Below are 23,069 nucleotides of genomic sequence, written 5' to 3' on the forward strand. Positions count from 1 at the left end.
TGTTTAGCTCGTAAGAGCTATTCCTGTCCAGCTCCAGCACCCAGCGACTAGCACAACTTCCCTCACCTCCGTACGATAAGTCAACATCAGCTCACGATGTTCGCTGTGTTTCCTTTATCTCCTTCGGTTCAGTCCAGTTTGTACGTCGCTACCCGGGTGCTTTCGCCTTTCGTATATCCTTAGAAAGGAGGTGATCCAGCCGCACCTTCCGATACGGCTACCTTGTTACGACTTCACCCCAATCATTGGCCCCACCTTCGGCGGCTGGCTCCAAAAAGGTTACCTCACCGACTTCGGGTGTTGCCAACTCTCGTGGTGTGACGGGCGGTGTGTACAAGGCCCGGGAACGTATTCACCGCGGCATGCTGATCCGCGATTACTAGCGATTCCGGCTTCATGCAGGCGAGTTGCAGCCTGCAATCCGAACTGAGAATGGTTTTATGGGATTTGCTTCACCTCGCGGTTTCGCTTCCCTTTGTACCATCCATTGTAGCACGTGTGTAGCCCAGGTCATAAGGGGCATGATGATTTGACGTCATCCCCACCTTCCTCCGGTTTGTCACCGGCAGTCACCCTAGAGTGCCCAACTGAATGCTGGCAACTAAGGTCAAGGGTTGCGCTCGTTGCGGGACTTAACCCAACATCTCACGACACGAGCTGACGACAACCATGCACCACCTGTCACTCTGTCCCCGAAGGGAAACCTCTATCTCTAGAGGGATCAGAGGATGTCAAGACCTGGTAAGGTTCTTCGCGTTGCTTCGAATTAAACCACATGCTCCACCGCTTGTGCGGGCCCCCGTCAATTCTTTTGAGTTTCAGCCTTGCGGCCGTACTCCCCAGGCGGAGTGCTTAATGCGTTAACTTCAGCACTAAGGGGCGGAAACCCCCTAACACCTAGCACTCATCGTTTACGGCGTGGACTACCAGGGTATCTAATCCTGTTCGCTCCCCACGCTTTCGCGCCTCAGCGTCAGTTACAGACCAGAGAGCCGCCTTCGCCACTGGTGTTCCTCCACATATCTACGCATTTCACCGCTACACGTGGAATTCCGCTCTCCTCTTCTGTACTCAAGTTCCCCAGTTTCCAATGACCCTCCACGGTTAAGCCGTGGGCTTTCACATCAGACTTAAGGAACCGCCTGCGCGCGCTTTACGCCCAATAATTCCGGACAACGCTTGCCCCCTACGTATTACCGCGGCTGCTGGCACGTAGTTAGCCGGGGCTTCCTCGTCAGGTACCGTCAAGGTACCGCCTTGTTCAAACGGTACTTGTTCTTCCCTGACAACAGAACTTTACGATCCGAAGACCTTCATCGTTCACGCGGCGTTGCTCCGTCAGACTTTCGTCCATTGCGGAAGATTCCCTACTGCTGCCTCCCGTAGGAGTCTGGGCCGTGTCTCAGTCCCAGTGTGGCCGATCACCCTCTCAGGTCGGCTACGCATCGTTGCCTTGGTAGGCCATTACCCTACCAACTAGCTAATGCGCCGCGGGCCCATCTGTAAGTGACAGCCAAAAGGCCGCCTTTCAACCTTCCTCCATGCAGAGGAAGGGATTACCCGGTATTAGCCCCGGTTTCCCGGAGTTATCCCGATCTTACAGGCAGGTTGCCCACGTGTTACTCACCCGTCCGCCGCTCGTTCCACAGGCTTCACCCCGAAGGGATCTGCCTGCTTCCCGCGCTCGACTTGCATGTATTAGGCACGCCGCCAGCGTTCGTCCTGAGCCAAGATCAAACTCTCCATAAAAAGTGAGCTTGCTTGCTCGTTCAAAAAACTAGCTTGTATATCTTGCTTGACATACTGGTTGTTTTGTTCAGTTTTCAAAGATCAAATCGGTTACGCCGTCTCAATGACAGCTTATAATTATATCAGTTTACTAGAATGAAGTCAACAACTTTTTAATTGATTGTTGTTTCTTTCAAAACAGCAACTTAATTAATATAACATGATGCGGATAAAGAAGTCAATGTTTTTTCATCACGTTGTTGTGCATCTCAACCGCAACTTTATTAGTATAACATCACATCGCTAAAAAGTCAATGCTTCCTTAACGGCCGAACGAGAGAATAGAATTCGTATCAAACACTCATTTGCCGCTTCCCTTTTTTGAAGGGAGTTATCAATATACCACGGAGCAACGATGAAAACAACCCTTTTGGCGAGGTAATATTTTCCGCCATCCAACTCGTATCGAAGCCGATAAACATTACCCACAAAGACCAGTACTCCCTTAATAATAGAAGCAACTGCCAACTGTGTATCGTTAAAAGTGGATAGGAAGAAGACATCTCCTCTACCCACTTCGCTAGTATATAATAAGGAAAGCCTTTGACAAACTTTTGTTTTAGGAACTAGGATGCTTCACTTTCATCTTTTTAGTCGAACTGCCGATAACCAATTCTGCCGGCAGGCGGTCTTTTTCAAAACCAGTCTCCTCATAATACATATTCAACAGCCGTTCGACAGCAAGCTTTCCCAACTCTGCTTCCCGCTGCTTCAAGTGGGTGAAATTCCATTCTAGTTCATTCCATGGCGGACTGTCGAAACATAAAATCGAAATGTCTTCCGGCACAGAAAGGCCCAATTGTTCTACCGCAGTCTTTGCTAAAATCGCGATATTATACTCAAGGGCAAACAAAGCCGTGATTTGCGGATGTTCTTTCAGGTGCGTTTTGATCGAATCGATATCCGCTTCTTTGGAACCCAATGGGGTCGGCAGAGTACTTTTTAACGCTGAACACCATAGCTCCCGGTTGACTACGACCTGTTTTTCAGCAAATGCTTCGACAATTCCATCCAACCTGTCTTCGATTGTCGTGGTTTCAAAATTGGCGGGAGCCAGCACGCCGATTTGTTCATGGCCGAGCTCGAATAAATAATCGATCCCTGTTTTCGCCGCTTCTTCATTGGCTGTGGAAACCGATGTAGCTGCCACCCCTTTGAAGGAACGGTCGATCAACACCAACGGAAACTTATCTACAACCATCCGCAAAATTTCAGAGCTGTAGTGTTCCGCTTGAGCCGGAAACATAATCAAGCCATCCACTCCGTAATCAAGCAGTTCCTGGACGATTCTTTCTTCCTGTTCCGGATCTCCTAACGAGCACTTCAGTATAAACAAACACCTTTCGTCGGCGGCTCGTTCGATTGCAGCGATCAAACCACTTCCGAAACTATCATCGAATGTGGTGACAATTAAACCGAACAATGGCTTATCGTGCCGCCCGTTTCCGTTTCCTGCTGGCGACTCGGAAACGAACGTTCCTTTTCCGCGTTGTCGATATACATATCCTTCATTCATCAACTTTTCCAAAGCCTTTTTACTGGTAATTCGGCTTACGTGAAAAGCATCAGATAATTCTTTTTCCGAAGGCACCCGGTCGCCCGGTTTATATTTGGCAGCGATGATCTCCTGCTTTAACGACTCATACACCTGTTCATATAAAGACTTCATGTAGTCACCTCTGGGTATTAAGACCTTTAACATAATGATATACCATTTAAAACAAAAGGGCTAATCATCAAGTCGCATTGTTTTCCATTATTGGTGAATTCAGTAAGCTGCCCATGTAAGAATCCCCCGCCCTGCGATTTGCCGGCTGGCGGGGGTACACAACGGAACGCTTGGTTTTTACTTTTTCATGTCCACCAAAAAGGTTTTGATTTCATATGGTTTGATGGTGAAACGGAACGATTTCTCCCTTTCTAACGGTGAAGGATTGCGTTCCATCAGGTCACATTCCTGCCAGGAGATTACTTCATAGTCGCTGTCCATCTCTATCGTTCCTCGTGCTCCCGTATATTCATGAAGACGGACCACAACCCGATCATCATCCTCCGCTTTTTTTACGGCGTCAATCATTACATGATCACGACTCAACCGGAACAACGACTGGGATTCTGTCGCCCCTTGTTGAATCGTCAGTGGATTGTTTAATGTCCACGCCTGTTGCACAGTACCGGCTTCACGCCAGTCACCGTTGTGCGGCAGCAGGGCGTAAGTAAATCGATGCTCCCCTTGATCCTGTTCTATATCCGGATTCATCGAACTTTTCAACAAAGTGAGCCTCATCACATTGTCTTTGATGTCATGTCCGTACTTGCAGTCATTCAACAGACTTACACCATAGCCAGTTTCCGACAGATCGACCCACTGATGTCCCACCGACTCAAATCGGGCATAATCCCAACTTGTGTTCCAATGCGTCGGCCTTTTCACGTTGCCATACTGAATATCGTAGGTAGCTTCTGTCGAGCGGACATCGACCGGGAAGGCAACCTTGAGAAGCTGCTCCCTTTCATGCCAGTCGACATCTGTTACAAAATCGATACGCGGGCTATTTGCATAAACCATCATTCTTTGTTCAATCGTCGAGTTATCGTACGTCCATGCGAACTGGACGACCGCCCGGACAGGACCGTTTTCGATGACCTCGCAGCTGGACAGTCGGTCGATTTCCCACATCTTTTGCTGGTAGTACAAGTCAATATCCCATGCGTCAAAACGCATCGGTTTATCTTCAAATACTTGCAGAACATTAGCACGTTCATTTGTAGCCAGCACCTGGCGATCATGCCGTTTATCGAAAATGCCTGTAAGCTGTCCGCATTCATTCCAGGAGATCTGGTAGTACGGCGTTTCGATTTCATGTTCGCCGGGTTGGAAAACAGATTGACTTTGGGATACTCCTTTTTCCGCGTGAAGTATGCTCGCACCGAGGGAAGGAACATCTTTCGCTTGCACCAACCATTTCCCATCTACCGTGGGTTGCGATTCCAGCACTTCTCCACGGTGGTTTTTCCATTCCAAATCATCGCCGGCATGGTCCACGACCACTACTTCATTCCGGGCAAACGACGCACTGTTGAAAATGGTGAAGGTGTCTTCCTCCGATCCGGTCAGTGCGTCGGCTGCCTCTGCCCAGGTCTTGCTTGCCAGTTTTTCCGCTTGTTCATACTCCAATTTGCTGTCTTCGTAGACCTCGCGGATCGAGGACCCAGGGATGATATCATGGAATTGATTACGCAATACCGTTTTCCAGCTTTCCGTGAGCGATTCGGCCGGATACCCTGCCCACTTCTGTTGGTGGAGGCTTTTAAGTGTGTTTAACCACTCTGTTTCCCTCAGCAGCAACTCCATTTTGCGGTTCATCCGTTTATTATAAGCCTGGCTTGTATAAGTCCCCCGATGATACTCCAGATACAACTCCCCGTCCCAGGTGTGTACGTATTGGTCTGTCTCGTCGATGGTTTTGTGGAGACGCTGGAAGTATTCGTCCGCTCTTCCGGTTTTCACTTCCGGAAGGCCCGGCATTTTATCCAGTCGCCTGCGCATCTCCAGCATTTCCCGATTGACGCCGCCCCCGCCGTCTCCATAACCGTACGACAAAATCAGTTCCTGGTTGATATCTTTATCCCGGTAAGCTTCCCAGATCCCTTTTACCGTCCTCGGGGTGATTTTCCCATTATACGTATAGAACCAGCGATTTTCCTCAGGGGTCGTGATAAAATGCGTCAGGATTTCGGTTCCGTCTATGCCGCGCCATTTAAAGGTATCATGCGGCATTTGGTTATACTGACTCCAGCTTATTTTCGTGGTCATAAAGGTCTTGATTCCCGACTTGGTCAGGATTTGCGGCAATGCCCAGCTATATCCGAACACATCGGGCAGCCATAAGTATTCACATTCCTTGCCGAACTGTTCCCGAAAAAAACGGGTACCAAGCAACAGCTGGCGGACGAGCGATTCACCGGACGTCAAGTTGCAGTCTGCTTCAAGCCACATGCCACCCTCCGGTTCCCAGCGCCCTTCCTCGATCCGCGCTTTTATTTGCTGATAAATTTCCGGATAATCCGTCCGGATATAATCGTATAACTGCGGCTGTGTTTGCAAAAATACGTAATCCGGATACTGCTCCATCAAACGGAGCACGGTCGAAAACGAACGTGCCGCTTTTTCCCTCGTATGCTTCAGCCGCCATAGCCAGGCGACATCGATGTGGGTATGCCCGATTGCATTTACGGTCACCGGATAGTGGTTCGGTATCGCTTCGACTGCCTTATTCAATTGTTCCTGCGCCTGATAAACTGTTTGATAAAACGACTCACTTCCTGGCTGCGACCAGTCCACCAGCAGGAATGCCGCATCCAGCGCTTTAAGGAGCGCGATCCTTTCCGGCTGGTTTTCTTCTAAATACTTCACCGTTTCGATTGCCGCTGTAGCGGTATAAAACAAATCGTCTACCCGTTCATCCAATAAAGCGACAAACGCCGTTTTCAACTGATGCTCCTGAATGGTTCGCCTGCCGCCCCCTTCTAAACCGGACCAGAGGCGAAAACATAAATCGACCTGTTTTCCGGCAACGGACGGAGCAAAAAATACTTCCTGATGGTTCATATCCACCCCTTGATAGGGGGAGTCATCTACGTAAAGCAACGATTCAAAGCCGGAATTATGCCCCCCACCGGTTTTACCGAAATCGAATACGCCGACAATTTTCTGTTCCTGCCACTGACTCGGTATTTCCACTTTCGTTTTGAGCCATAAGTATTTATCTCGGCCTTCCCAGCGTTCGTGCAGCTTCATTTCCTGCCAATTCCCTTCAGCAGGAGGGCGTTCGCCGACTTTCCCTTCTGAATCAAGTTTCGCTTCAAATGAATGGATCGGTTGGGGATTGCGGTATCGATAAGAATCTAGTTCCTGAATCCGTCTTTCCAGCTTTTCAATTGTCCAAAACATGGCATGCACTCCTTTTTTGAAAAATTATCCTTTTGTAGCACCGCCCAAGCTAAAGCCTTGGGACATGAAACGCTGTGAAAACAGATAGAGTATCACAGCCGGCAACGTATAAATGATGGAAAATGCCGCAAGCTTTCCATATTCCACCATGCCATACGTGCCGAAAAATTGATAAATGGTGACCGAAGCCGGAAACTTATCCGGCGTCTGGATCAGAATATAGGGGACAAAAAAGTTGCCCCAGCTCATGGAAAAGGTAAAAATCGCCACGGTGCATATCCCCGGTATCATCAAGGGCGCCACCACCCGTCTTACCCCTTTCCATATCGAAGCACCGTCCACCCACGCGGATTCTTCCAGCTCCGGGGGAACCGCATCCATGAAGTTTTTCAACATCCAGATTCCATACGGCAGCCCGGAGGCAGTCAAAAACAACATCGTTCCGACAAGGGAATCCTGCAGGTTTAAGAAAATGAACAACTGGTAGACCGGCACCATGACCGCGGTTATCGGCAGTGAAGTCATAAACAAGATGGAATACATGAATGGTTTCTTGTATTTTTGCGTGTACCTGGAAAGCGGATAGGCCGCAATGACGCCGACGATCACGACCAAAAGTGCCTGACCACAAGACAAGAACAACCCGATAACGAAAGAACGGATCGTTGCCGGCTCGGATAAAATCGCCGTAAAATTGGCAAGCGTAAATTCTTCTGGTATTGTCAGCGCCTGCTGGGCATTGGCATCAAAAGAGGCAAACAACACCCATAAAAGCGGCAGTAAAAAACACGCGCCAATGATGGATAAAATGACATAAGGGATCGTTCTTTCCCATTTAAAACGATTCACATTGCTCCCTCCCCGCTAAATTTTCACTCTCATGGATCGGATGTAGAACAGGCTGGCAATAATTCCGATAACCAACAATACCAAGGAAATTGCCGTTCCATACCCTAATTGATAATTGACGAAAGCCTGGTTATACATGAAGATCGGCAGCGTCTGCGTCGACGTGCCAGGCCCTCCGCCAGTCATGGTGAAAATCAAGGTGAAAACACCAAGGGTTTGCAAGGTGACCAATATCATATTGGTGACAATCGATCCCTTGACCATTGGTAAAATGATCCGTATCAAAACCTGAAATCGGGAAGCACCGTCAATGGTTGCAGCCTCCTCGATCGTTTTTGGCACGTCATCCAGCGACGCCTGGAAAACCATCATAGAAAACGCCGTCCCATGCCAAATGTTGGCGATACACACACTGATCATCGGGAACGTGTACAGCCAGGTGATTGATTCCAATCCGATGGCATCGAGTATCATGTTTAGCGTCCCATTGTCATTTAGAAACGCCACCCAGCAAAAAGCAACGACAATTTCCGGTGTCACCCAGCCGGCAATCACGATGATCCCAATCAGTCTGCGGAAGGTTGGATTTTTTTCTTTCATCAAGATTGCCAGCAGGAAGCCCAAAATCTGTTGGCCAACGATCGCCGAAAGAAACAAAAAGACGATGGTTTTCATGACACTGATTCGGAAAGTAGGATCCTCGAACATGGAAACGAAATTTTGAAAACCGACAAATTCAATGTTTTGTGCCTGCGTCCCCGTCAACGCCAGGTTGGTAAAAGAAAAATAAAACGTCAGCAGGATAGGTCCGATAAAAAAGATCAGCAGCAAGATCCAGGAAGGAAGCAGGAACAAGACCGAACGCAAGGCGGTTGGATCCTTCTTTCTTTTGCCGATTGAAGAAGAGCCGATTTGATTCCGCTGTGTTTGAACATCTGCACGCACGTGAACACCTCTTTCCCTAGGAATGTGCAAGTGGGGCTCCCTGCCGCTACTTACCGGGAAGGGAGCACAATCAGCTACTTGGATGTAACCAAGTCTTCTCCGACAATTTCCGTGACTTCCTGCTTGTATTGTTCCGCCGCCTCTTCTGGCGTTATTTTATCGGAAACAACATTTTCGACAAGCGTTTGGATCACCGTGGAGACATTCGGATATTTGTCTACCGCCGGTCGGAAATGCGTGTTCTCCAGGAAGGAAGATGCTTCCTCAAACATCTCCATCTCCAAATATTCCGGTTCCTGTGCGACGTCTTCACGAGGAGTAAGGTTGCCGTCTTTCAGCTGCAGCTTCAGGTTGTTTTCTTTGGTAGAAGCAAGCTTGATGAATTCCCATGCAAGGTCTTTGCTGTTCGATTTGGCTGGAATCGAAAGCGCCCATCCACCGGACATCGAAGTTGTTCCTGGAGCTTCTCCATTCTGCGTCGGCATTGCTGCAAAACCTAATGTATCGAAAGCCTCAGGCCACGGAGCAGCACCGTCTTCACGCCAGTTCCCGGTTTGCCAGATGCCGTCCAGACCAATCGCCAGCTTTCCTTGCGGCATCAATTGCTGATAAGCGACCGTACCGCCCTGGCCGTTCAACACCTGGGAAAGCTCCGGCCCGAGATCCTGTTCATAAACGGTGTCGATAAATTTAAACGTGTCCAGCAGACCATCACTTTCCACGATCCACTTCTGGCTTTCGTGGTCATATAATGGGTCGTCCGTACCGTACAATAGCATTTGGAATGTTTGCATCGAAGTCGCTTCCCCTGTTGCTTTTCCTGAATTCATCCAAAGCGGCACCACATCATCCGGAAGATTCTCTTTCACAGCAGTGGCAGCTGCAAGGATGTCATCCCAGCTTTTCGGTTCCCATGGCACTTCGACACCTGCCTGCTTCAGTAATTCTTTGTTATACCAAAGACCGCGCGAGTCCGTGTTATAAGGGACGCCGTAAATTTTTCCATCCTGGGCGATCACGCCATTTTTCACGTTTTCTGTGATGCTATCCCATTCGTCCCAACCTTCAATCCGTTCATCCAAAGGCTCTAAGTATCCAGCGCTCGCATCCGAGTTGACCATGAAGGTGTCCTCTGTGACAATGTCAGGCGCTGTATTTTCAGATTGCAGAAGCAACGACACCTTGGCAAAATAGTCCCCTTCGTTAACTTCCAAAGGGGCCAATTTCACGTTGACATCCGGATGTTCTTTTTCGAATTGCGGAATCACTTCTTCATTGAGCCAGTCCGTCAAACCTTTATTGGTTCCACCGCCAGACCTGTAGGTAATACTGATTTCATTCTCAGCGCTTTCGCCGTCTGTTTCAGAAGCCGATCCATCTGAACAAGCAACCGCCACCAAACAAAACACCATTGCCATCATCAAGCCAATCATTTTTCTCCAAGAAAAAAACCTCATTGTCGATCGCCCCTTTTTATCAGAAATATCATCCCAATCTTAGTAAGCGCTTACAAATTTGGTGAAAAAAGAAAGCTCTAGCTGCAAAAGTCTGCCTCTTCCGTGATTTTTCAGAATGCCGCCCTCCCTTCCGGATGCCAAGTTGTTATATACACACCTTACTTGATATATATGTATAGGTCAATATATTAATTAAAATTATTAGAATATTCTTTTTTTAAATAGCGCATTTCTGCATTTTGTCCTCTTCTAACTTCCCCTTTCCCTCAAGAATGGGAATCGTATGAAGGAATGATCCTTCAAAAACGCTTCCCAAACACATCCTTTTGATATGAGAAGCGCGAACCGAAAACAGCTAATATGAGTGTACCGCGGAATAAACGATAAAGGCGCCTTTAGGAAACGAGGGCAAGGTGCACAAGGTTAGCAGTTTTGAAGAGGTCTTAGCCACTCACGAAAAAATGATTTATTACCTGATCAATAAATGGAACATCCGAGATCCGGAAAAGGAATTCTATCAGGAAGCAACCATCGCGTTATGGAAGGCATACGAATCTTACGACCCGGCACGCGGAAAATTTTCCACCTATGCTTATTTTTGCATGGAAAAAGCACTACTCAGCGTCATCCGCAAGCAAACTCGTCAGCAGGAAAAACAGAATATGTTCATCACCATGGAAAAATCAAACCCTAATCGCGCCGTCACCTTCTTGCAGGAGGGCATCGATCCCTATTTGCTGGCACGGTTGGAAAACGTGCTCACCGAAAAACAAATGACATGGTTCCAGTTATATGTACTCAAGGATTTATCGGTCAAAGCTATAGCGCAGAAGGAGCAGGTAACAACAGCCGCCGTAAAAAATTGGGCAAGAGCCGCTAAGCCGAAAATCAGACGGGTGCTTTGTTCGGAGAGTTGATCTTCTTCCGGGGCGAGTGATTTTCTTTGGTCGGGGGTTTATCTTCTTCCTCGGAGTTGATCCTCTTTTTCCGGGTTTCGCTCTTCTTTCGGATAAAGTTGATCTTCTTTGGACTGGATTTGATCTTCTTCCACCGAGTTGATCTTCTTTTTCCGGTTTTCGCTCTTCTTTCGGATGAAGTTGATCTTCTTTGGACTGGATTTGATCTTCTTCCACCGAGTTGATCATCTTTTTCCGGGTTTCGCTCTTCTTTCGGATGAAGTTGATCTTCTTTGGACTGGATTTGATCTTCTTCCACCGAGTTGATCCTCTTTTTCCGGGTTTTGCTCTTCTTTCGGATGAAGTTGATCTTCTTTGGACTGGATTTGATCTTCTTTCGCCGAGTTGATCCTCTTTTTCCGGTTTTGCTCTTCTTCCAGAACGATTTGATCTTCTTCCGTAAAATAAAGCAACTTTCCCAAAGTAAAATCCGGGCAGCAAGTGCCGCCCGGATTTCCACTATTCAAGAAACCACTGAATTACATTATAAAAAGCTATCAATGAAACAATGGTTATCAAGAAATTTTTGATTTGCCTCGGAACTTGTATAGGGACTATTTCCAGTAAAACTCCTACTATCATTCCCGCTAAAAACACGGTCCCTAACAGTTTCGCTAACTGCAATGCCATCTCGTTCATTTGAGATTGCATTGCGTCTTTTGCTGATCCGGAGAATATTTCCATCTTCCACCCCTGGTTTATTTCGGCGGTGGAGAAAGAGCTTTAAACTTCTGTTCCAGTAAATATTCTACCACTCAAACTCCCATTCATCCCGCAAAATCAAATACAAGACCAATAGAATATTCTCCAACTCTCTTACATCTTTTTTGTTTTTATCGATGCCGATTTTAGGCAGTAATGCTGCGGTCATTTGATGGGTGAGTTGGTATCTTTCCTCTAATGGGAGCTGATTAAAGCGGGTGACATAGGTTTTAAGCAAATCCCATTCTTTTTTTCCGAGGGAACGGATCGTCCACTCATCCAGATTCAAGTCGTTTTTGCTTAGTCCCCTGCTTTCGATTTCTTTTTCGATGCTTTTGACCTGTTTTTTATTTTTTCCTTTGCTTTCATGCACGACAATCGTGCCGGCCACGATGTCGCCGAGGCGCTTATGTTGCGGATGGAAAAATACCAGGACCATGCCGAGCAGGTAGCTGGCAGGCAGCATATCAATAATGCGCATCAAGTTGCGAATCAGGCTGGACAGCCAGGTAATGCTGTGCCCGTTATCCTGGACAACTCGGATTCCCATCAATCGTTTGCCGATTGTTTTCCCTCCAAAGAAAAATTCTAATGCGAAAAAGTAGCCCCAGTTCAACAAAAAGATGACAATGATCGCAATAGCCAGCGGCATGGTCGAACCAGTCATGCTCGCAATATTGCCGATCTGGGCATAATCAAGCAAGAATATTAGCAGGATGATAAGCAAATTTACCGTCGTTAAAATCAATTGATCAATGATCAAAGCCGCTGCCCGACTTCCCAAACCCGCTGTCGTAAACTGCAGGGAGACGTACTCCGGTGTTTTGATGTTTACCTGTTCCTGGTTGTTGATGATGACCTCCCCCTTTTTCTTCTATTTGGAAAAAATAAGCGCTGGACGGTTTCTATTTATTTACAAGATTATTATAATAGAAACAAAGAACGCGGTCGATTGGACCGTCAATCAGAGGTGAACCCATGCAAGTAAAACAATTTGTCAAACAACACCGCGAGGAATGGAAAGAACTCGAGGAGCTCGGTTCCAGAATACATAAACGTAAGCAAACGAACGGATCGGATATCGACCAATTTCACCAACTCTACCAAAAAGCAGCCCAGCACTTATCCTACAGCCAGACCTATTTCCCATCCGATGAGGTGACGATTTACTTGAACGGGCTTGTATCCAAATCGCATAACATCCTTTATAAAGACCAAACCTCCAGCGGTAAACAAATTCGGCAATTTTTCACGACCACATTTGTCGGACTGCTGCTCGAGCAGTGGAAAGCAGTAGTTGTCGCCACGTTCCTGTTCCTTCTCGGTGCCTTGGCAAGTTTTCTTGCTGTGGCTGATGACCCCATGCATCTATACACCATCCTTCCAGCCGATATGGTGCAAGGAGTAGAACCGGAGCAGCTGGGCGAAGGAAGCAATTCCGTCGATTCTTCCTATATGTCTGCGACCATTATGACCAATAACATCCAGGTTGCCATTTTGGCTTTTGCCGGAGGAGTTACATTCGGGCTATTGACCGTGTATCTGCTCGTCTACAACGGCTTTATCGTCGGTGCCCTAGCTGCCCTGTTCTGGCATTATGGAAAATCGTATGAGTTCTGGGCGTTTATTGTCCCGCACGGCATTGTCGAGCTGGCAGCCATTTTCATTGCCGGTGGCGCGGGCTTGTTGATGGGATATAAACTGTTCGTTCCCGGCAACTTTTCCCGCGGCAGGCAATTGAAGCAGCAGGCAAAACGCTCGGTGATGCTGATGCTCGGAACGATACCGCTGTTCGTTATTGCCGGTATCATTGAAGGGTTCATCACGCCTTCTGCCCTGCCATTGGAAATCAAGTATGCGGTGGCCGGCATTACCATCATTGGATTGGCCGCTTATATGATCATCGGCAAACTGCTGATGAGGCGGCAGCCCGAAGCTACAGCAATCCTCGATTGATCACGTCCATGTATTGGGAAACAGCAGAAGCCGCCAGCCGGTCTTCTTCCGTTTCTACTAGGGAAAGGCCTTGCCTTTCCCATTTTGTTTTTTGCTGCTTTGTATATAAAAGCTGTTTCTGCGCGATACTTTTCACCATGGCTTGCCGTACATCGTCCGATGACTGTTTCGCTCTCGCCCGCATGGTTTCATCCTCGATGCCGATCATGAAAAACAGATGGCGCTGGCGCAACCGTTTTAAATATACCAGTCCGCTTTCCTCCTGCAGAAAGGCAGTAACATCAGAAAACAGCAAAATCATGCTGCGTTTCTTCTGATGGTATTGCAAGTACTGTAAAACAGCTGCGTAATTCGATTCACTCGCTTCTACCCGCAAGTTATAAATCGCATGCAGAATCGTTTGCAAATGGGCCATCCCTTTCTCAGGCGGCACATATACCTGAATATCCTTGGAAAATCCGACAACAGATACATGGTCTCCGTTTTGCAAGGCAGCGGCGGCGACTGTCATGGCAGCTTCCAACGCTTTTTCCAGCCGGTTTCCTGTTTCAAGCTCCGCCCCCATCATCCGGCCGCAATCGATCAAAATCGCCACATACTTGCCGTGCTCCGGTTCATACTCATTGGTCATGACCTCTTGCAGCTTTGCGGTTTGACGCCAGTTGATCATTCTTGGATCATCTCCGACGACATAATTCCTGATTTTATCGAACTCGCCCTGTCCGCGTTGCCTTTTGCGGACGGTCATTCCTTCATACAACAAAAATTGCTGTGCACCTTCTAAATATTGTTTCGTGGCAGTTAGATCCGGGATGACACGGACCGTATCCGCCAGCGCCGGCGTGACTTGCTTTTCCCACAGCCCCAACATTCCTGTATAACGCACGTATAATTTATCGATCAGGTACTTTCCCCGCTCAGCGGCTGTCGTCTGATAATCGACACGAACAGTGCTCTCTCCTTCTATCCCGCCTGTTAAGGGAAATGGCCGCTCAAAGACTGCCGGGATATGATCGATCATACGGAAAGCCGCAGCTCGTTGCGAGCGATTTTCTACCTGGATCGTTATCGTGTAACGGATTCCCCGCTCCATTTCCTCCGGCATTTCCCGGCTGAATGACAAATCGCTTTTTCCCGGTGCCAGCAATAAATCAAGCAGGCTGACAGCCAGGAATAGCACATTGCACACCGCCAGATAACTCCAGGCGAGTCCGCCGACCGCCAGCAGCGTCATCGCAAGCGAAAAGAAAGCATACAAAGCTAACAGCCGTCTGGTCGGCAAAACCCCCCTATCTCGGAACAGCAACCGACCCAATAAGCTCTTGAATGACCTGGTCAACAGTCGCTCCCTCCAATTCTACGTGCGGGGCTAATTGAATCCGGTGCCGCAGTGCAGGCCGAGACACCATTTTGACATCATCAGGTGTTACGTAGTTCCGATCCGACAAATAGGCCCAAGCCCTGGCCGCTTTGCCGATGGAGATCGCTGCCCGTGTACTGGCTCCAAAGCGTATCGATTCGGTCTCACGCGTCCTTCTGACCAGCTCCATCGTGTAATGCAAAACGTCGTCACTGATCGTGACTTGCTCGATTTCACGGCGGATTGCCAAAAACGTCTCAACATCGAGCAACGCCTCTGCCTCCTGCTGGGCAGACCGTTGCTCCAAGGCCTGTTTGACGGCCAGTTTTTCTTCCTCTAATTCCGGAAAAGCGATGTCCAGCTTAAACAAAAACCGATCCTGCTGTGCTTCCGGCAATGGGTAGGTCCCTTCGTATTCAATTGGATTCTGCGTGGCCACCACGAAAAACACTTCCGGCAACGGATAGGTCTCGCCCTGGATCGTCACTTGTTTTTCTTCCATTGCTTCCAGCAGTGCGGCCTGGGTTTTAGCCGGCGTTCGATTGACTTCATCCGCCAGCAGGACATTGGTGAAAATTGGACCTTTCAGCGTTTGGAAGTTTCCATCTTTCATGCTGTACACCATGCTGCCGGTAATATCGCTCGGCAGCAAATCCGGTGTGAATTGAATCCGGTTGAAGTCGCCGCCGACCAGTTTCGCCAGGGTTCGGACCATTTGGGTTTTACCGGTCCCCGGGACCCCTTCAATCAATACATGTCCTCCTGCCAGCACAGCAGATAAAAGCAACTTCAAATTGGTCCGCTGTCCGTATATGTATCGTTCATAGTTTTCCAATAAAGTGATCAATTCTGTTCTCATCTATGCTCCACCTCTTCCCGTAAGCGATCAAGTCTTTTCGACCATAGTAAATATTCCTGTTTGCTGATACTTGGTTTTTCGACTACTTCTGCTATTCCTTCGGTATATTCCTGGATTTCGTCAGCCGGCAAATACCTGGCTCTGCTGCTCAGCTTATCTGCCGCCACTTTCCAATCCCCATTGAAAACAATGCCTCGCCGTTCCAGCAACAGCTGCTGTACGTAGTCAGCCTGCACTGCCAGGGAATCACGATAATAACGGCCGCGCTGATACCAGGCAGCAACGGCCTGGATTTGTTCGTCGCTGAAACGCACCGTTTCTTCTCTCGGAATGTCGATCGGCCCGAACCGCTTGCCGCGATTCCAAAGCCACAGAATCGTGACGAACAATGCCTGCACTACCAGCACCAGCAGCCACTTCGGATACAGCGTCGTCACGCCTGCTCCATTTTCGCCAGCGTGAACATACTCATCAAACAACAGGCTGCTGTCTCCATTTGTTGTTGCATCATCCAACAATTTGGTTAAAAGCGCCGCATGGTCCTTTTCTGCTATCAAGCTATTCATCGTCCACTCCGGTGTAACCGCGACAATCAGTGCCCCAGCACCCAGCCTTCGCTTCAGCGCAATCACGCCTGCTTCATCCTCTAACAATACATCGTCTGTATCCCGCTCCTGCAGCCGAAAAACCGAAGTCACTTCCGCCCGGTAATCCTCCCCGTCCAGATCGTTCACGGTCGTCGTTCCGGCCGGATTCGGCATTTGCTGTCTTGTCTGCAAATCAAACAGTCCATCCGGATTGTCCATCCATAAAAACAGCGTATTTCCTGCTTCCACAAAATCCTGATAAGCAGCCAATTCCTCTTGGTCCGGCATGAAAGACGGTTCCATCATCATCAACATGCTCCCGCTATTTTCCGAAGGCAGCCGTTCGGGTGGTGCAGACCAACGGCCCGCCGTTCCCTGCTCATTTTCCAAATAGGTATAAATGGCTTTGGTACCAGTCGGTGACGGAGAAGTGGAAAGATACGCCGGGTATTTTTCCGGCTGTTGTCCCTCGATTACATAACTGAGCCCGACAAACAACAGGAGAAAGGCAGCCAACGTCAGCCAGGTTTTTCGGTATGATTGTTTTTGCAAGCTTGCTTCCTCCTTCTCCGCTATCCATTCTTGCTGGCATAGTATTCCGTTGATTCCAGCCAGTTCATCGCCTGGCTGCGGTACGCTTCGTACTCGTCTTGTTCCAACTGCCGATTTCCATAGGTTACTTCTTCGAACAAAAGGGCCAGCTGATAAAATTGTTCTGCTTTTTGCTGATCACCTTTCCGTAACTCTTCATAATAATCCCAGTTGGTTTTCCATATCCGTGCCTCCAGCCATTTCCGTTCGTGAAAATACAATAGTACGGCTAGAAACAAGTGGCGAGCGGCTTCGGGGTAAGCAGCCTCCCCCTCCTGTTTCCGAACCTCTGACAAATGACGCCGGTAAGACCATTGCCGTCCATTCATCCCTTGCAACGGGGCAATGTCGCGGAATGTCTGGCTACGCTTTACACGGCCGCTCCATAATACAATGCCGATTACAATGCCGACCACCACGACAACAATCATCAACAGCAGAATGGCATCTGCCGCCCCGCTAGCTGGAGTAAGGGACTGAAACCAGTCACTAAGATGGCCGGCTACCCATTCTTTCACTTTTTCCCACCATACCTGCAGGAAGTTTTTCGACTCTTCCTGGTATGCCTGGTATTCATCCTGCTGGAGGATTTTCTCCAGCTCTTGTTTTGCGTTTTCGGTATTCTCCATTCCCTATCACCTACCTGCTGTCTTCCCAAGCACTACTTGATTGCGTATCTATCAACGGGGCTGCTGTTCTTCCTGGTAATCATTGAGCATTTCCTGCAAATCCTCGCCAGTGTTACGTGTCTTGCTATCCAAAAACATCACGGAATAGCCAACAGCAAAAATCATGGACGTGATCAGGGAAAATAAATTGACGAGAATGGTAAAGAGGACACTGGCACCAAGGACAACACCAAAGATGGACTCCACGGCTGTACTTACGATACCCGTAACCAAATACAAGATGAGATATAACCCGAAAAGCTTCCACGTCTGCTTACGCGTCAAGTTCCAGCTTTGGGATAATCCCGGCGACTCCTTATCCAGGACGGTGCTCCCAAGGTAGAATCCCCAGCGGGTGGCCAACAACCCAACACCTAGCGTGAGGCCGAGCATGAAAACGATGACGAAAATAATTCCGGTAACTGGTTCAATAAAGGAACCGGCCATCCCGCCAATAATGATGATGATGAGCGGAATGATGAACAGGCCGAAAAGGATGACTCCGAATAACAGGCTGCTGCCCAAAATCCCCCAGAACCTTGAAAATGCCTGCTTAATCACAGAGCCAACTGTGTAAGATTCTTCGTTTTTAATGTGATTGATGGCAAACAGGATCGCTCCATAGGCAACCGCCGTCAAAATCATGGCAATCAAGCTGACGAATATCGAGCTGATATCCTCCCCGATCGATGCCGTCTCCACATTGCTTTGGTCGAATGTGGCGAATAACTGTTCATACCAGGTGTCTCCTGTCTCGAATTCTCGGAAAAAGCCACGCCCAGAAAGCAGTTGGACGATTGCCTGCAGTAAGAAGACCGGCCCGACGATAATCAAAAAAATCGTAAAAAATTCCACAAAGCGGTTTTTACTAAGTCGAAAGGTTTGATCGAGAATCTCTCCAAACCCTTTTGGCTTCCTAAATTGCTCGTTCATGTTTCATTCCTCCAATAGACTCTACTCTACTTTCAACATACCTAACGACTATTTTAACATTGATGTGGGTCTTAGCGAACAAACATTGTAAATTTTTTGAATTGATTTTACATTGCCTTTTCGTCCACTTTGACTTACTGTTACTACACCAAAAAGGGAGACTTCCCAAATTGCAGCACTCAAGATGTTAAAATGAATACAACAGCAAAGGGCATTTATAAAAGAAGGGAGTGGGCGTATGCTTACAGATATCTTATGGATCCTGTTCCTAGTCGTTATTACTGGAATAATGGTGTTCAAACGGAAAAAGAAACGGGAAAGATACCTGTCGGACAAAAAAGAAGTGGAGATAGCCTTTGAAAGGGAAAAATCTCGAAAAGGCGTTCCGCCAATGGGTGGAGGGGACGGCTTTTAATTACCAGTGAAAGCATGGATTCTTTACTCGAACCGCCGTGGTAATGCGACGCTGTGGAAAAATACTCGATTTACGTGGAGAACGTTTCACCCAGGTGTTGCATGAATCAGCTTCTTCGCTCCCTTAGGTAGAGGAAGCCTTGCCGTGGGCCTTAAAGCTATCTTAACCCAAGTTACTTCAATGAAGCTAGTATCCTTGTTTCTAAACAGGCAGCTGTTCAAAGCGGAAATACCCCAAGACTCCTCGTAAATACAACCCAATTTTCTTCGAGCGATGTCTCGCTGCCACAGCTTTCCTTGAGAATGCGGTTAATCGTACAACCGAACACACCTGTCCTGTGTGAGGAGAAGCATCGGGGAGATCCGGAGAGCGCAAGCTAGAGGAAGCTCACCAGCGGAAAGCACAGGGTATTTCCGCAGCTCCATGCTCCAATTCCATTTATGTAGGGGGTTAGTAAAATTCTTTCAAGCTATCTCGCAGCATTTCTATCAAAGGTAGAAATGCTGGAAGAAAAACAAGGTCTGCAAAAAAGAGCCTGATAGGAAAATCCATCTTGAAAATTTTCAAAGCATGGTGATAAGATAATAAAATCAGTGTGTGGAGATATTGGTCCGGCTATAGGATCAAAAATATATGTCTCATGAGATACGTCCGCCATCTGAAATTTACTATTTCGGAGGTAAGAAGTATGCATGAGGAAACAAGACTGCCACGAAACGGAAAGGAATTTGTATTGTTTTTAGCCATCATATCCATCCTTTCGGTGAATTTGATTGCACCTTTGATTATGGGATTTGAATTCGGCTTTACGAAAGATGTTTACATGGAAACGTTACAAGCACTTCCCTTTATATGGACTTGTGTCGTTTTATTGGTGACGCTTGTTGTAAATCCTGTCGTCGAAAAGCTGGTAGTAAAGTTCACTGCACCTACGGACGGATTCAATGCGAGAACATTGTTCACGATTTTATTCAGTGTTACCATCTTGTCCATCTTACTGACCATACTAGGAGCTTGGATTGGCATGCGGGAAATAAGCATGGATCCGATTCGGTCTTTCTTTACCCGTTGGCCGCGTAACTTCTTCATCGCATTCTGGGTGGAAGTGTTGATTGCACAACCGGTAGCAAGATTTGCCATGAAAAAATTACATGCCGGCCAGGAGCGTAAAGCTTTAAATCCTTAACAAGTAAACATCTATTTTTCGTATCCGGCTGTCAGTGACTAACACCCCCCATCCGTCTCGCGAAGATAATCGCCGACAATAAGTGGGGAGTGTTTTTTATTCGCATCTTGTCACCATTTATCCAGATCGAACATAACATTCATCACTTCACCATTCAATAGCTGTCTAAATTAACGAATTAACGACATTCTCCCGACTTCCTATTCCCAATTCCCCAATTTTTTCAAAAAAAGTTACTTTAGTACCTTTATTTTTCCAATTTATAGGAAGATAATAGAAAAAAGGAGGGGAGTGGAATGGAAGAAAAAGTCGTTTTTAAAAGACTTTTAGGAGAATGGTTGAGGCAACGAAGAACAGAGCGAAATATGACACTTCGTGAATTGGGCAACATGGCAGACTTGGATGATAACTACATAGGAAAAATTGAGCGAGGAGAGAAGATTCCTTCCTTGTACACTTTTTACAAGCTTAGCGATCCGCTTGAATTGAATTTCCAGTTTTTCCTGCATGAAGTGAAAGAAGCCATGGACACTGAACTTTATTAGTTTTGGAAGCGTATTCAATCTTACTTCATCTATGATTCAGCACAAATTCTAAAAAGGGGTGTGTTGAAGATGAAAAAAGTACAAAGAGATTACAAAATTAACAAACAGACGATGGCCCTGCTGACGGCCTGCCAGATGGAATACGAAACCGTGGTAATTGAACGGGATCGCCAGCTATACATAAAGCGGCCACCGTTGCAATTGATCAAGAATGCTTGCCTCAGTGCAGGTTCCTCCTATGACGGACGCCGTTCAGCCGTGATTTACCATACTGGTTCAAAGAAAAAGGTGCCAATCCCGGTCAGTCCGGAAAATAACATCTTTGCCTTTCCTACCTGTTCTCCGGATACAATTCCCTGCCACTGGATCTTTTTTGAACACATCTTCGACATCAAGTCCATTCCGAAAAAAGAAAAAACTGCTATTCAATCCATCATTGTCTTTCATAACGGCGTACAACTCCAGATGACAGAATCCAAGCGAGTTTTGGAAAAGCAATTCCAACGTACTGTTTTTGCCAACATCAAGCTTTCCAGCCATATGAAAGCTGCACAGGACATAGCACCTGATCACAATTTTGATCCACCAGACGAACTCACTACACCCTCCTGATAGGGAAAAGCCCGGCTTGCTCATAAATAATGATTCATATCGGTTGGGGTCAATAAATCCGTATCGACTGGTGTATATCCAAGCTGACGGGCCATCGTGACAATTTGACCCTTATGGTGAAATTCGTGGGTTACCGTATGGGTGAACAACCAGAGGGCGGAAAGACGTTCCTCCTCTTCTTGCCATGGTACAGAGCCAATTATCTGCTGGGAATCGTCTTCGTGATAGCAGTCTAAAAATTCGTCAACTAGCTGATTCACCAGAATAAATTGTTTCCGCATTCCCGCGACGTTCGTGATTGTTTCCGGGTTGACTCTCTCCCTGTCTTTTTTCAGGGCAAAATGGGCGAGCCATGCCTGGTAACAATCCGCAACGTGAACATGCAGTGTCCGGATCGATTCCCAACCGAAACCGTTTAGTTCTTTTGTATAGTCTTCGGCTGTCAGCTGCTCACAAAAGGAAAACAAACTTTCTCTTGTGTACCGGACAAGTTTATATTGTTGCGTCAAAACGGACATGGGCGTTCCTCCTTTATTGGAATAATGGTTCTCTACTCGAAACAGCCTTAAGAAAAGTGTACTGTATTCTGCAGTGCTGTTCCATAACGATTCACAAACTTTTCTGTTAATAGTATATTGGGACTAGGGAGGTAATTCCTAATACCATTGCGCATCCATTTTTGAGAGCGCATTCAACCTATGAAAGAGAGAGGGATTCGCTATGAAAAAAGCCCTTGTTTTCGGAGGTACCAAGTTTTTCGGAATCCATTTAGTCAACCAGCTGCTCGATAAAGGATTTCATGTGACCATTGCCACCAGAGGGAAAACGCCTGATCCGTTCGGAGAATCCGTACGCCGGGTGGAGGTGGACAGAACGGACAAGCAAAGCCTGTCCCGTGCATTCAAGTATGAAACATGGGATGTCATCTATGACCAGATTTGTTTTTCATCCCAGGATGCGATGACCGCCATGGAAATTTTCAAAGGAAAAACATACAAATATATTTTCACTTCGTCTTTGTCTGTGTACGACATGGAGAAAAGTACTCCTCCCGTAACAGAGGAAGATTTCGATCCAACGAAAGAAAAGCTGGTGGTGGCCGGAAGTGACGCTTTCAGCTATCAAGAGGGGAAACAACAGGCAGAAGCTGCTTTTTTCCAGCATGCTCCTTTCCCGGTAACTACCGTGCGATTCCCGATTGTACTTGGAGAAAACGATTATACCGGACGGTTGGCGCTATACATAAAAAAAATCAAATACCGTCAAGGAGTTTATATAGACAATCCTCAGGCGGAGATGAATTTCATCTCTGAACAGGAAGCTGGACAATTTTTAGCTTGGCTTGCCGACATGCATATAGCAGAACCGCTCAACGCATGTACCAATGGCTCTGTTTCCTTGGAACAGTTACTGAACCAGATTGCCGAAACGACCGGGCAGTCTGTCATCTACTCGGATAAACAATCGGATTCTCCGTACAATATTCCGGCTACATGGACGATGAGCAATGAAAAAGCCACAGGCAACGGGTTCGCTTTTTCCAAGCTGCAGGATTGGTTGCCAAAGCTGATCGAGAACTTGGCAGTGCAGTTGTAACCGTACAAAAACATAACCTCAAGCCCGAAACTTCCCTTGGATAGTCGGGCTTTTTTATACGTGTGAGGTGTTTTTTCAAGCTCTTTTTAGTCAAATACCAGGTGTTCCCT

The 23,069-nt window shown here is 47.3% G+C and carries 22 protein-coding genes and 1 rRNA gene; 7 read left to right on the top strand and 16 right to left on the bottom strand.

Annotated elements, in window-relative coordinates; genetic code table 11:
- Positions 1-183: 183 nt before the first annotated feature.
- The 7 genes from ERJ70_RS16450 to ERJ70_RS16480 form a co-directional block, all read right to left on the bottom strand.
- A 16S ribosomal RNA gene (locus ERJ70_RS16450) occupies positions 184-1,749 on the bottom strand.
- 332 nt (positions 1,750-2,081) lie between these two features.
- Positions 2,082-2,219, bottom strand: coding sequence for a hypothetical protein (locus tag ERJ70_RS16455; RefSeq protein ID WP_209365856.1), 138 nt, complete (start codon positions 2,217-2,219; stop codon positions 2,082-2,084).
- 128 nt (positions 2,220-2,347) lie between these two features.
- Entirely contained in the window at positions 2,348-3,457 is a 1,110-nt protein-coding gene (locus ERJ70_RS16460; RefSeq protein WP_209365857.1) for a GntR family transcriptional regulator, read from the bottom strand.
- A gap of 177 nt (positions 3,458-3,634) precedes the next feature.
- On the bottom strand, positions 3,635-6,742 hold the full coding sequence (locus ERJ70_RS16465; protein WP_209365858.1) for an alpha-mannosidase: 3,108 nt from the start codon (positions 6,740-6,742) through the stop codon (positions 3,635-3,637).
- 24 nt (positions 6,743-6,766) lie between these two features.
- Complete coding sequence (locus ERJ70_RS16470; protein ID WP_209365859.1) at positions 6,767-7,591, bottom strand: carbohydrate ABC transporter permease; 825 nt, start codon at positions 7,589-7,591, stop codon at positions 6,767-6,769.
- Between the two features lie 15 nt (positions 7,592-7,606).
- Positions 7,607-8,503 (bottom strand): carbohydrate ABC transporter permease, encoded by an 897-nt coding sequence (locus ERJ70_RS16475; protein ID WP_245208215.1) that lies wholly within the window; start codon positions 8,501-8,503, stop codon positions 7,607-7,609.
- 107 nt (positions 8,504-8,610) lie between these two features.
- A complete protein-coding gene (locus ERJ70_RS16480; RefSeq protein ID WP_245208036.1) occupies positions 8,611-9,993 on the bottom strand; it encodes an extracellular solute-binding protein in 1,383 nt (460 codons plus the stop codon).
- A 413-nt stretch (positions 9,994-10,406) separates the two neighbouring features.
- Here ERJ70_RS16480 and ERJ70_RS16485 point away from each other — a divergent pair, with 413 nt between their 5' ends.
- Positions 10,407-10,910 (top strand): sigma-70 family RNA polymerase sigma factor, encoded by a 504-nt coding sequence (locus tag ERJ70_RS16485; RefSeq protein WP_209365860.1) that lies wholly within the window; start codon positions 10,407-10,409, stop codon positions 10,908-10,910.
- A 224-nt stretch (positions 10,911-11,134) separates the two neighbouring features.
- Here ERJ70_RS16485 and ERJ70_RS16490 read toward each other — a convergent pair whose 3' ends face one another.
- From ERJ70_RS16490 to ERJ70_RS16500, 3 genes are all read right to left on the bottom strand, one after another.
- Positions 11,135-11,371 (bottom strand): hypothetical protein, encoded by a 237-nt coding sequence (locus tag ERJ70_RS16490; RefSeq protein WP_209365861.1) that lies wholly within the window; start codon positions 11,369-11,371, stop codon positions 11,135-11,137.
- Between the two features lie 37 nt (positions 11,372-11,408).
- Positions 11,409-11,633, bottom strand: a complete 225-nt coding sequence (locus ERJ70_RS16495; RefSeq protein WP_209365862.1) for a hypothetical protein — start codon at positions 11,631-11,633, stop codon at positions 11,409-11,411.
- A gap of 64 nt (positions 11,634-11,697) precedes the next feature.
- Positions 11,698-12,414: an RDD family protein gene (locus ERJ70_RS16500; RefSeq protein WP_245208037.1), complete on the bottom strand. Its 717-nt coding sequence runs from the start codon at positions 12,412-12,414 to the stop codon at positions 11,698-11,700.
- 215 nt (positions 12,415-12,629) lie between these two features.
- Here ERJ70_RS16500 and ERJ70_RS16505 point away from each other — a divergent pair, with 215 nt between their 5' ends.
- Positions 12,630-13,607: a stage II sporulation protein M gene (locus ERJ70_RS16505; protein ID WP_209365863.1), complete on the top strand. Its 978-nt coding sequence runs from the start codon at positions 12,630-12,632 to the stop codon at positions 13,605-13,607.
- Here the strand turns inward: ERJ70_RS16505 and ERJ70_RS16510 are convergent.
- The 5 genes from ERJ70_RS16510 to ERJ70_RS16530 are packed head-to-tail and all read right to left on the bottom strand — an operon-like array spanning position 13,588 to position 18,605.
- Complete coding sequence (locus tag ERJ70_RS16510) at positions 13,588-14,889, bottom strand: DUF58 domain-containing protein (RefSeq protein WP_209365864.1); 1,302 nt, start codon at positions 14,887-14,889, stop codon at positions 13,588-13,590. The genes ERJ70_RS16505 and ERJ70_RS16510 overlap by 20 nt on opposite strands.
- Positions 14,890-14,896: 7 nt before the next feature.
- Positions 14,897-15,826: an AAA family ATPase gene (locus ERJ70_RS16515; RefSeq protein ID WP_209365865.1), complete on the bottom strand. Its 930-nt coding sequence runs from the start codon at positions 15,824-15,826 to the stop codon at positions 14,897-14,899.
- Positions 15,823-16,965: a DUF4350 domain-containing protein gene (locus ERJ70_RS16520; RefSeq protein WP_209365866.1), complete on the bottom strand. Its 1,143-nt coding sequence runs from the start codon at positions 16,963-16,965 to the stop codon at positions 15,823-15,825. The genes ERJ70_RS16515 and ERJ70_RS16520 overlap by 4 nt, the downstream gene beginning before the upstream one ends.
- A gap of 20 nt (positions 16,966-16,985) precedes the next feature.
- Complete coding sequence (locus ERJ70_RS16525) at positions 16,986-17,633, bottom strand: DUF4129 domain-containing protein (protein ID WP_209365867.1); 648 nt, start codon at positions 17,631-17,633, stop codon at positions 16,986-16,988.
- A gap of 51 nt (positions 17,634-17,684) precedes the next feature.
- Complete coding sequence (locus tag ERJ70_RS16530; protein WP_209365868.1) at positions 17,685-18,605, bottom strand: DUF7847 domain-containing protein; 921 nt, start codon at positions 18,603-18,605, stop codon at positions 17,685-17,687.
- Positions 18,606-18,843: 238 nt separating this feature from the next.
- Between ERJ70_RS16530 and ERJ70_RS16535 the strand changes: the two genes are divergently transcribed.
- The 4 genes from ERJ70_RS16535 to ERJ70_RS16550 all read left to right on the top strand — a co-directional run bounded on the left by ERJ70_RS16535 (position 18,844) and on the right by ERJ70_RS16550 (position 21,363).
- A complete protein-coding gene (locus ERJ70_RS16535; RefSeq protein WP_209365869.1) occupies positions 18,844-19,020 on the top strand; it encodes a hypothetical protein in 177 nt (58 codons plus the stop codon).
- Between the two features lie 688 nt (positions 19,021-19,708).
- Complete coding sequence (locus ERJ70_RS16540; protein WP_209365870.1) at positions 19,709-20,206, top strand: hypothetical protein; 498 nt, start codon at positions 19,709-19,711, stop codon at positions 20,204-20,206.
- Positions 20,207-20,502: 296 nt separating this feature from the next.
- Positions 20,503-20,751 carry a helix-turn-helix domain-containing protein gene (locus ERJ70_RS16545; protein WP_209365871.1) on the top strand — a complete coding sequence of 83 codons (249 nt, stop codon included), beginning with the start codon at positions 20,503-20,505 and terminating at the stop codon, positions 20,749-20,751.
- Positions 20,752-20,820: 69 nt separating this feature from the next.
- Positions 20,821-21,363 (top strand): competence protein ComK, encoded by a 543-nt coding sequence (locus tag ERJ70_RS16550; protein WP_209365872.1) that lies wholly within the window; start codon positions 20,821-20,823, stop codon positions 21,361-21,363.
- 20 nt (positions 21,364-21,383) lie between these two features.
- On the opposite strand, the gene ERJ70_RS16555 is transcribed toward ERJ70_RS16550, so the two are convergent.
- The gene (locus ERJ70_RS16555; RefSeq protein ID WP_209365873.1) at positions 21,384-21,881 is read right to left on the bottom strand and encodes a DinB family protein; all 498 of its coding nucleotides are present in this window, start codon (positions 21,879-21,881) and stop codon (positions 21,384-21,386) included.
- A gap of 202 nt (positions 21,882-22,083) precedes the next feature.
- On the opposite strand from ERJ70_RS16555, the gene ERJ70_RS16560 reads away from it, so the two are divergent.
- On the top strand, positions 22,084-22,959 hold the full coding sequence (locus ERJ70_RS16560; RefSeq protein ID WP_209365874.1) for an NAD-dependent epimerase/dehydratase family protein: 876 nt from the start codon (positions 22,084-22,086) through the stop codon (positions 22,957-22,959).
- The last annotated feature ends 110 nt before the right edge of the window (positions 22,960-23,069 follow it).

The sequence above is a fragment of the Sediminibacillus dalangtanensis genome, from assembly GCF_017792025.1.
GTDB lineage: Bacteria > Bacillota > Bacilli > Bacillales > Amphibacillaceae > Sediminibacillus > Sediminibacillus dalangtanensis.

Coding starts and splice junctions, on each gene's coding strand:
- ERJ70_RS16460 (WP_209365857.1), bottom strand. CDS start 3,457: ATGAAGTCTTTATATGAACAGGTGTATGAGTCGTTAAAGCAGGAGATC.
- ERJ70_RS16465 (WP_209365858.1), bottom strand. CDS start 6,742: ATGTTTTGGACAATTGAAAAGCTGGAAAGACGGATTCAGGAACTAGAT.
- ERJ70_RS16480 (WP_245208036.1), bottom strand. CDS start 9,993: ATGAGGTTTTTTTCTTGGAGAAAAATGATTGGCTTGATGATGGCAATG.
- ERJ70_RS16495 (WP_209365862.1), bottom strand. CDS start 11,633: ATGGAAATATTCTCCGGATCAGCAAAAGACGCAATGCAATCTCAAATG.
- ERJ70_RS16505 (WP_209365863.1), top strand. CDS start 12,630: ATGCAAGTAAAACAATTTGTCAAACAACACCGCGAGGAATGGAAAGAA.
- ERJ70_RS16515 (WP_209365865.1), bottom strand. CDS start 15,826: ATGAGAACAGAATTGATCACTTTATTGGAAAACTATGAACGATACATA.
- ERJ70_RS16525 (WP_209365867.1), bottom strand. CDS start 17,633: ATGGAGAATACCGAAAACGCAAAACAAGAGCTGGAGAAAATCCTCCAG.
- ERJ70_RS16530 (WP_209365868.1), bottom strand. CDS start 18,605: ATGAACGAGCAATTTAGGAAGCCAAAAGGGTTTGGAGAGATTCTCGAT.
- ERJ70_RS16535 (WP_209365869.1), top strand. CDS start 18,844: ATGCTTACAGATATCTTATGGATCCTGTTCCTAGTCGTTATTACTGGA.
- ERJ70_RS16540 (WP_209365870.1), top strand. CDS start 19,709: ATGCATGAGGAAACAAGACTGCCACGAAACGGAAAGGAATTTGTATTG.
- ERJ70_RS16545 (WP_209365871.1), top strand. CDS start 20,503: ATGGAAGAAAAAGTCGTTTTTAAAAGACTTTTAGGAGAATGGTTGAGG.
- ERJ70_RS16550 (WP_209365872.1), top strand. CDS start 20,821: ATGAAAAAAGTACAAAGAGATTACAAAATTAACAAACAGACGATGGCC.
- ERJ70_RS16555 (WP_209365873.1), bottom strand. CDS start 21,881: ATGTCCGTTTTGACGCAACAATATAAACTTGTCCGGTACACAAGAGAA.
- ERJ70_RS16560 (WP_209365874.1), top strand. CDS start 22,084: ATGAAAAAAGCCCTTGTTTTCGGAGGTACCAAGTTTTTCGGAATCCAT.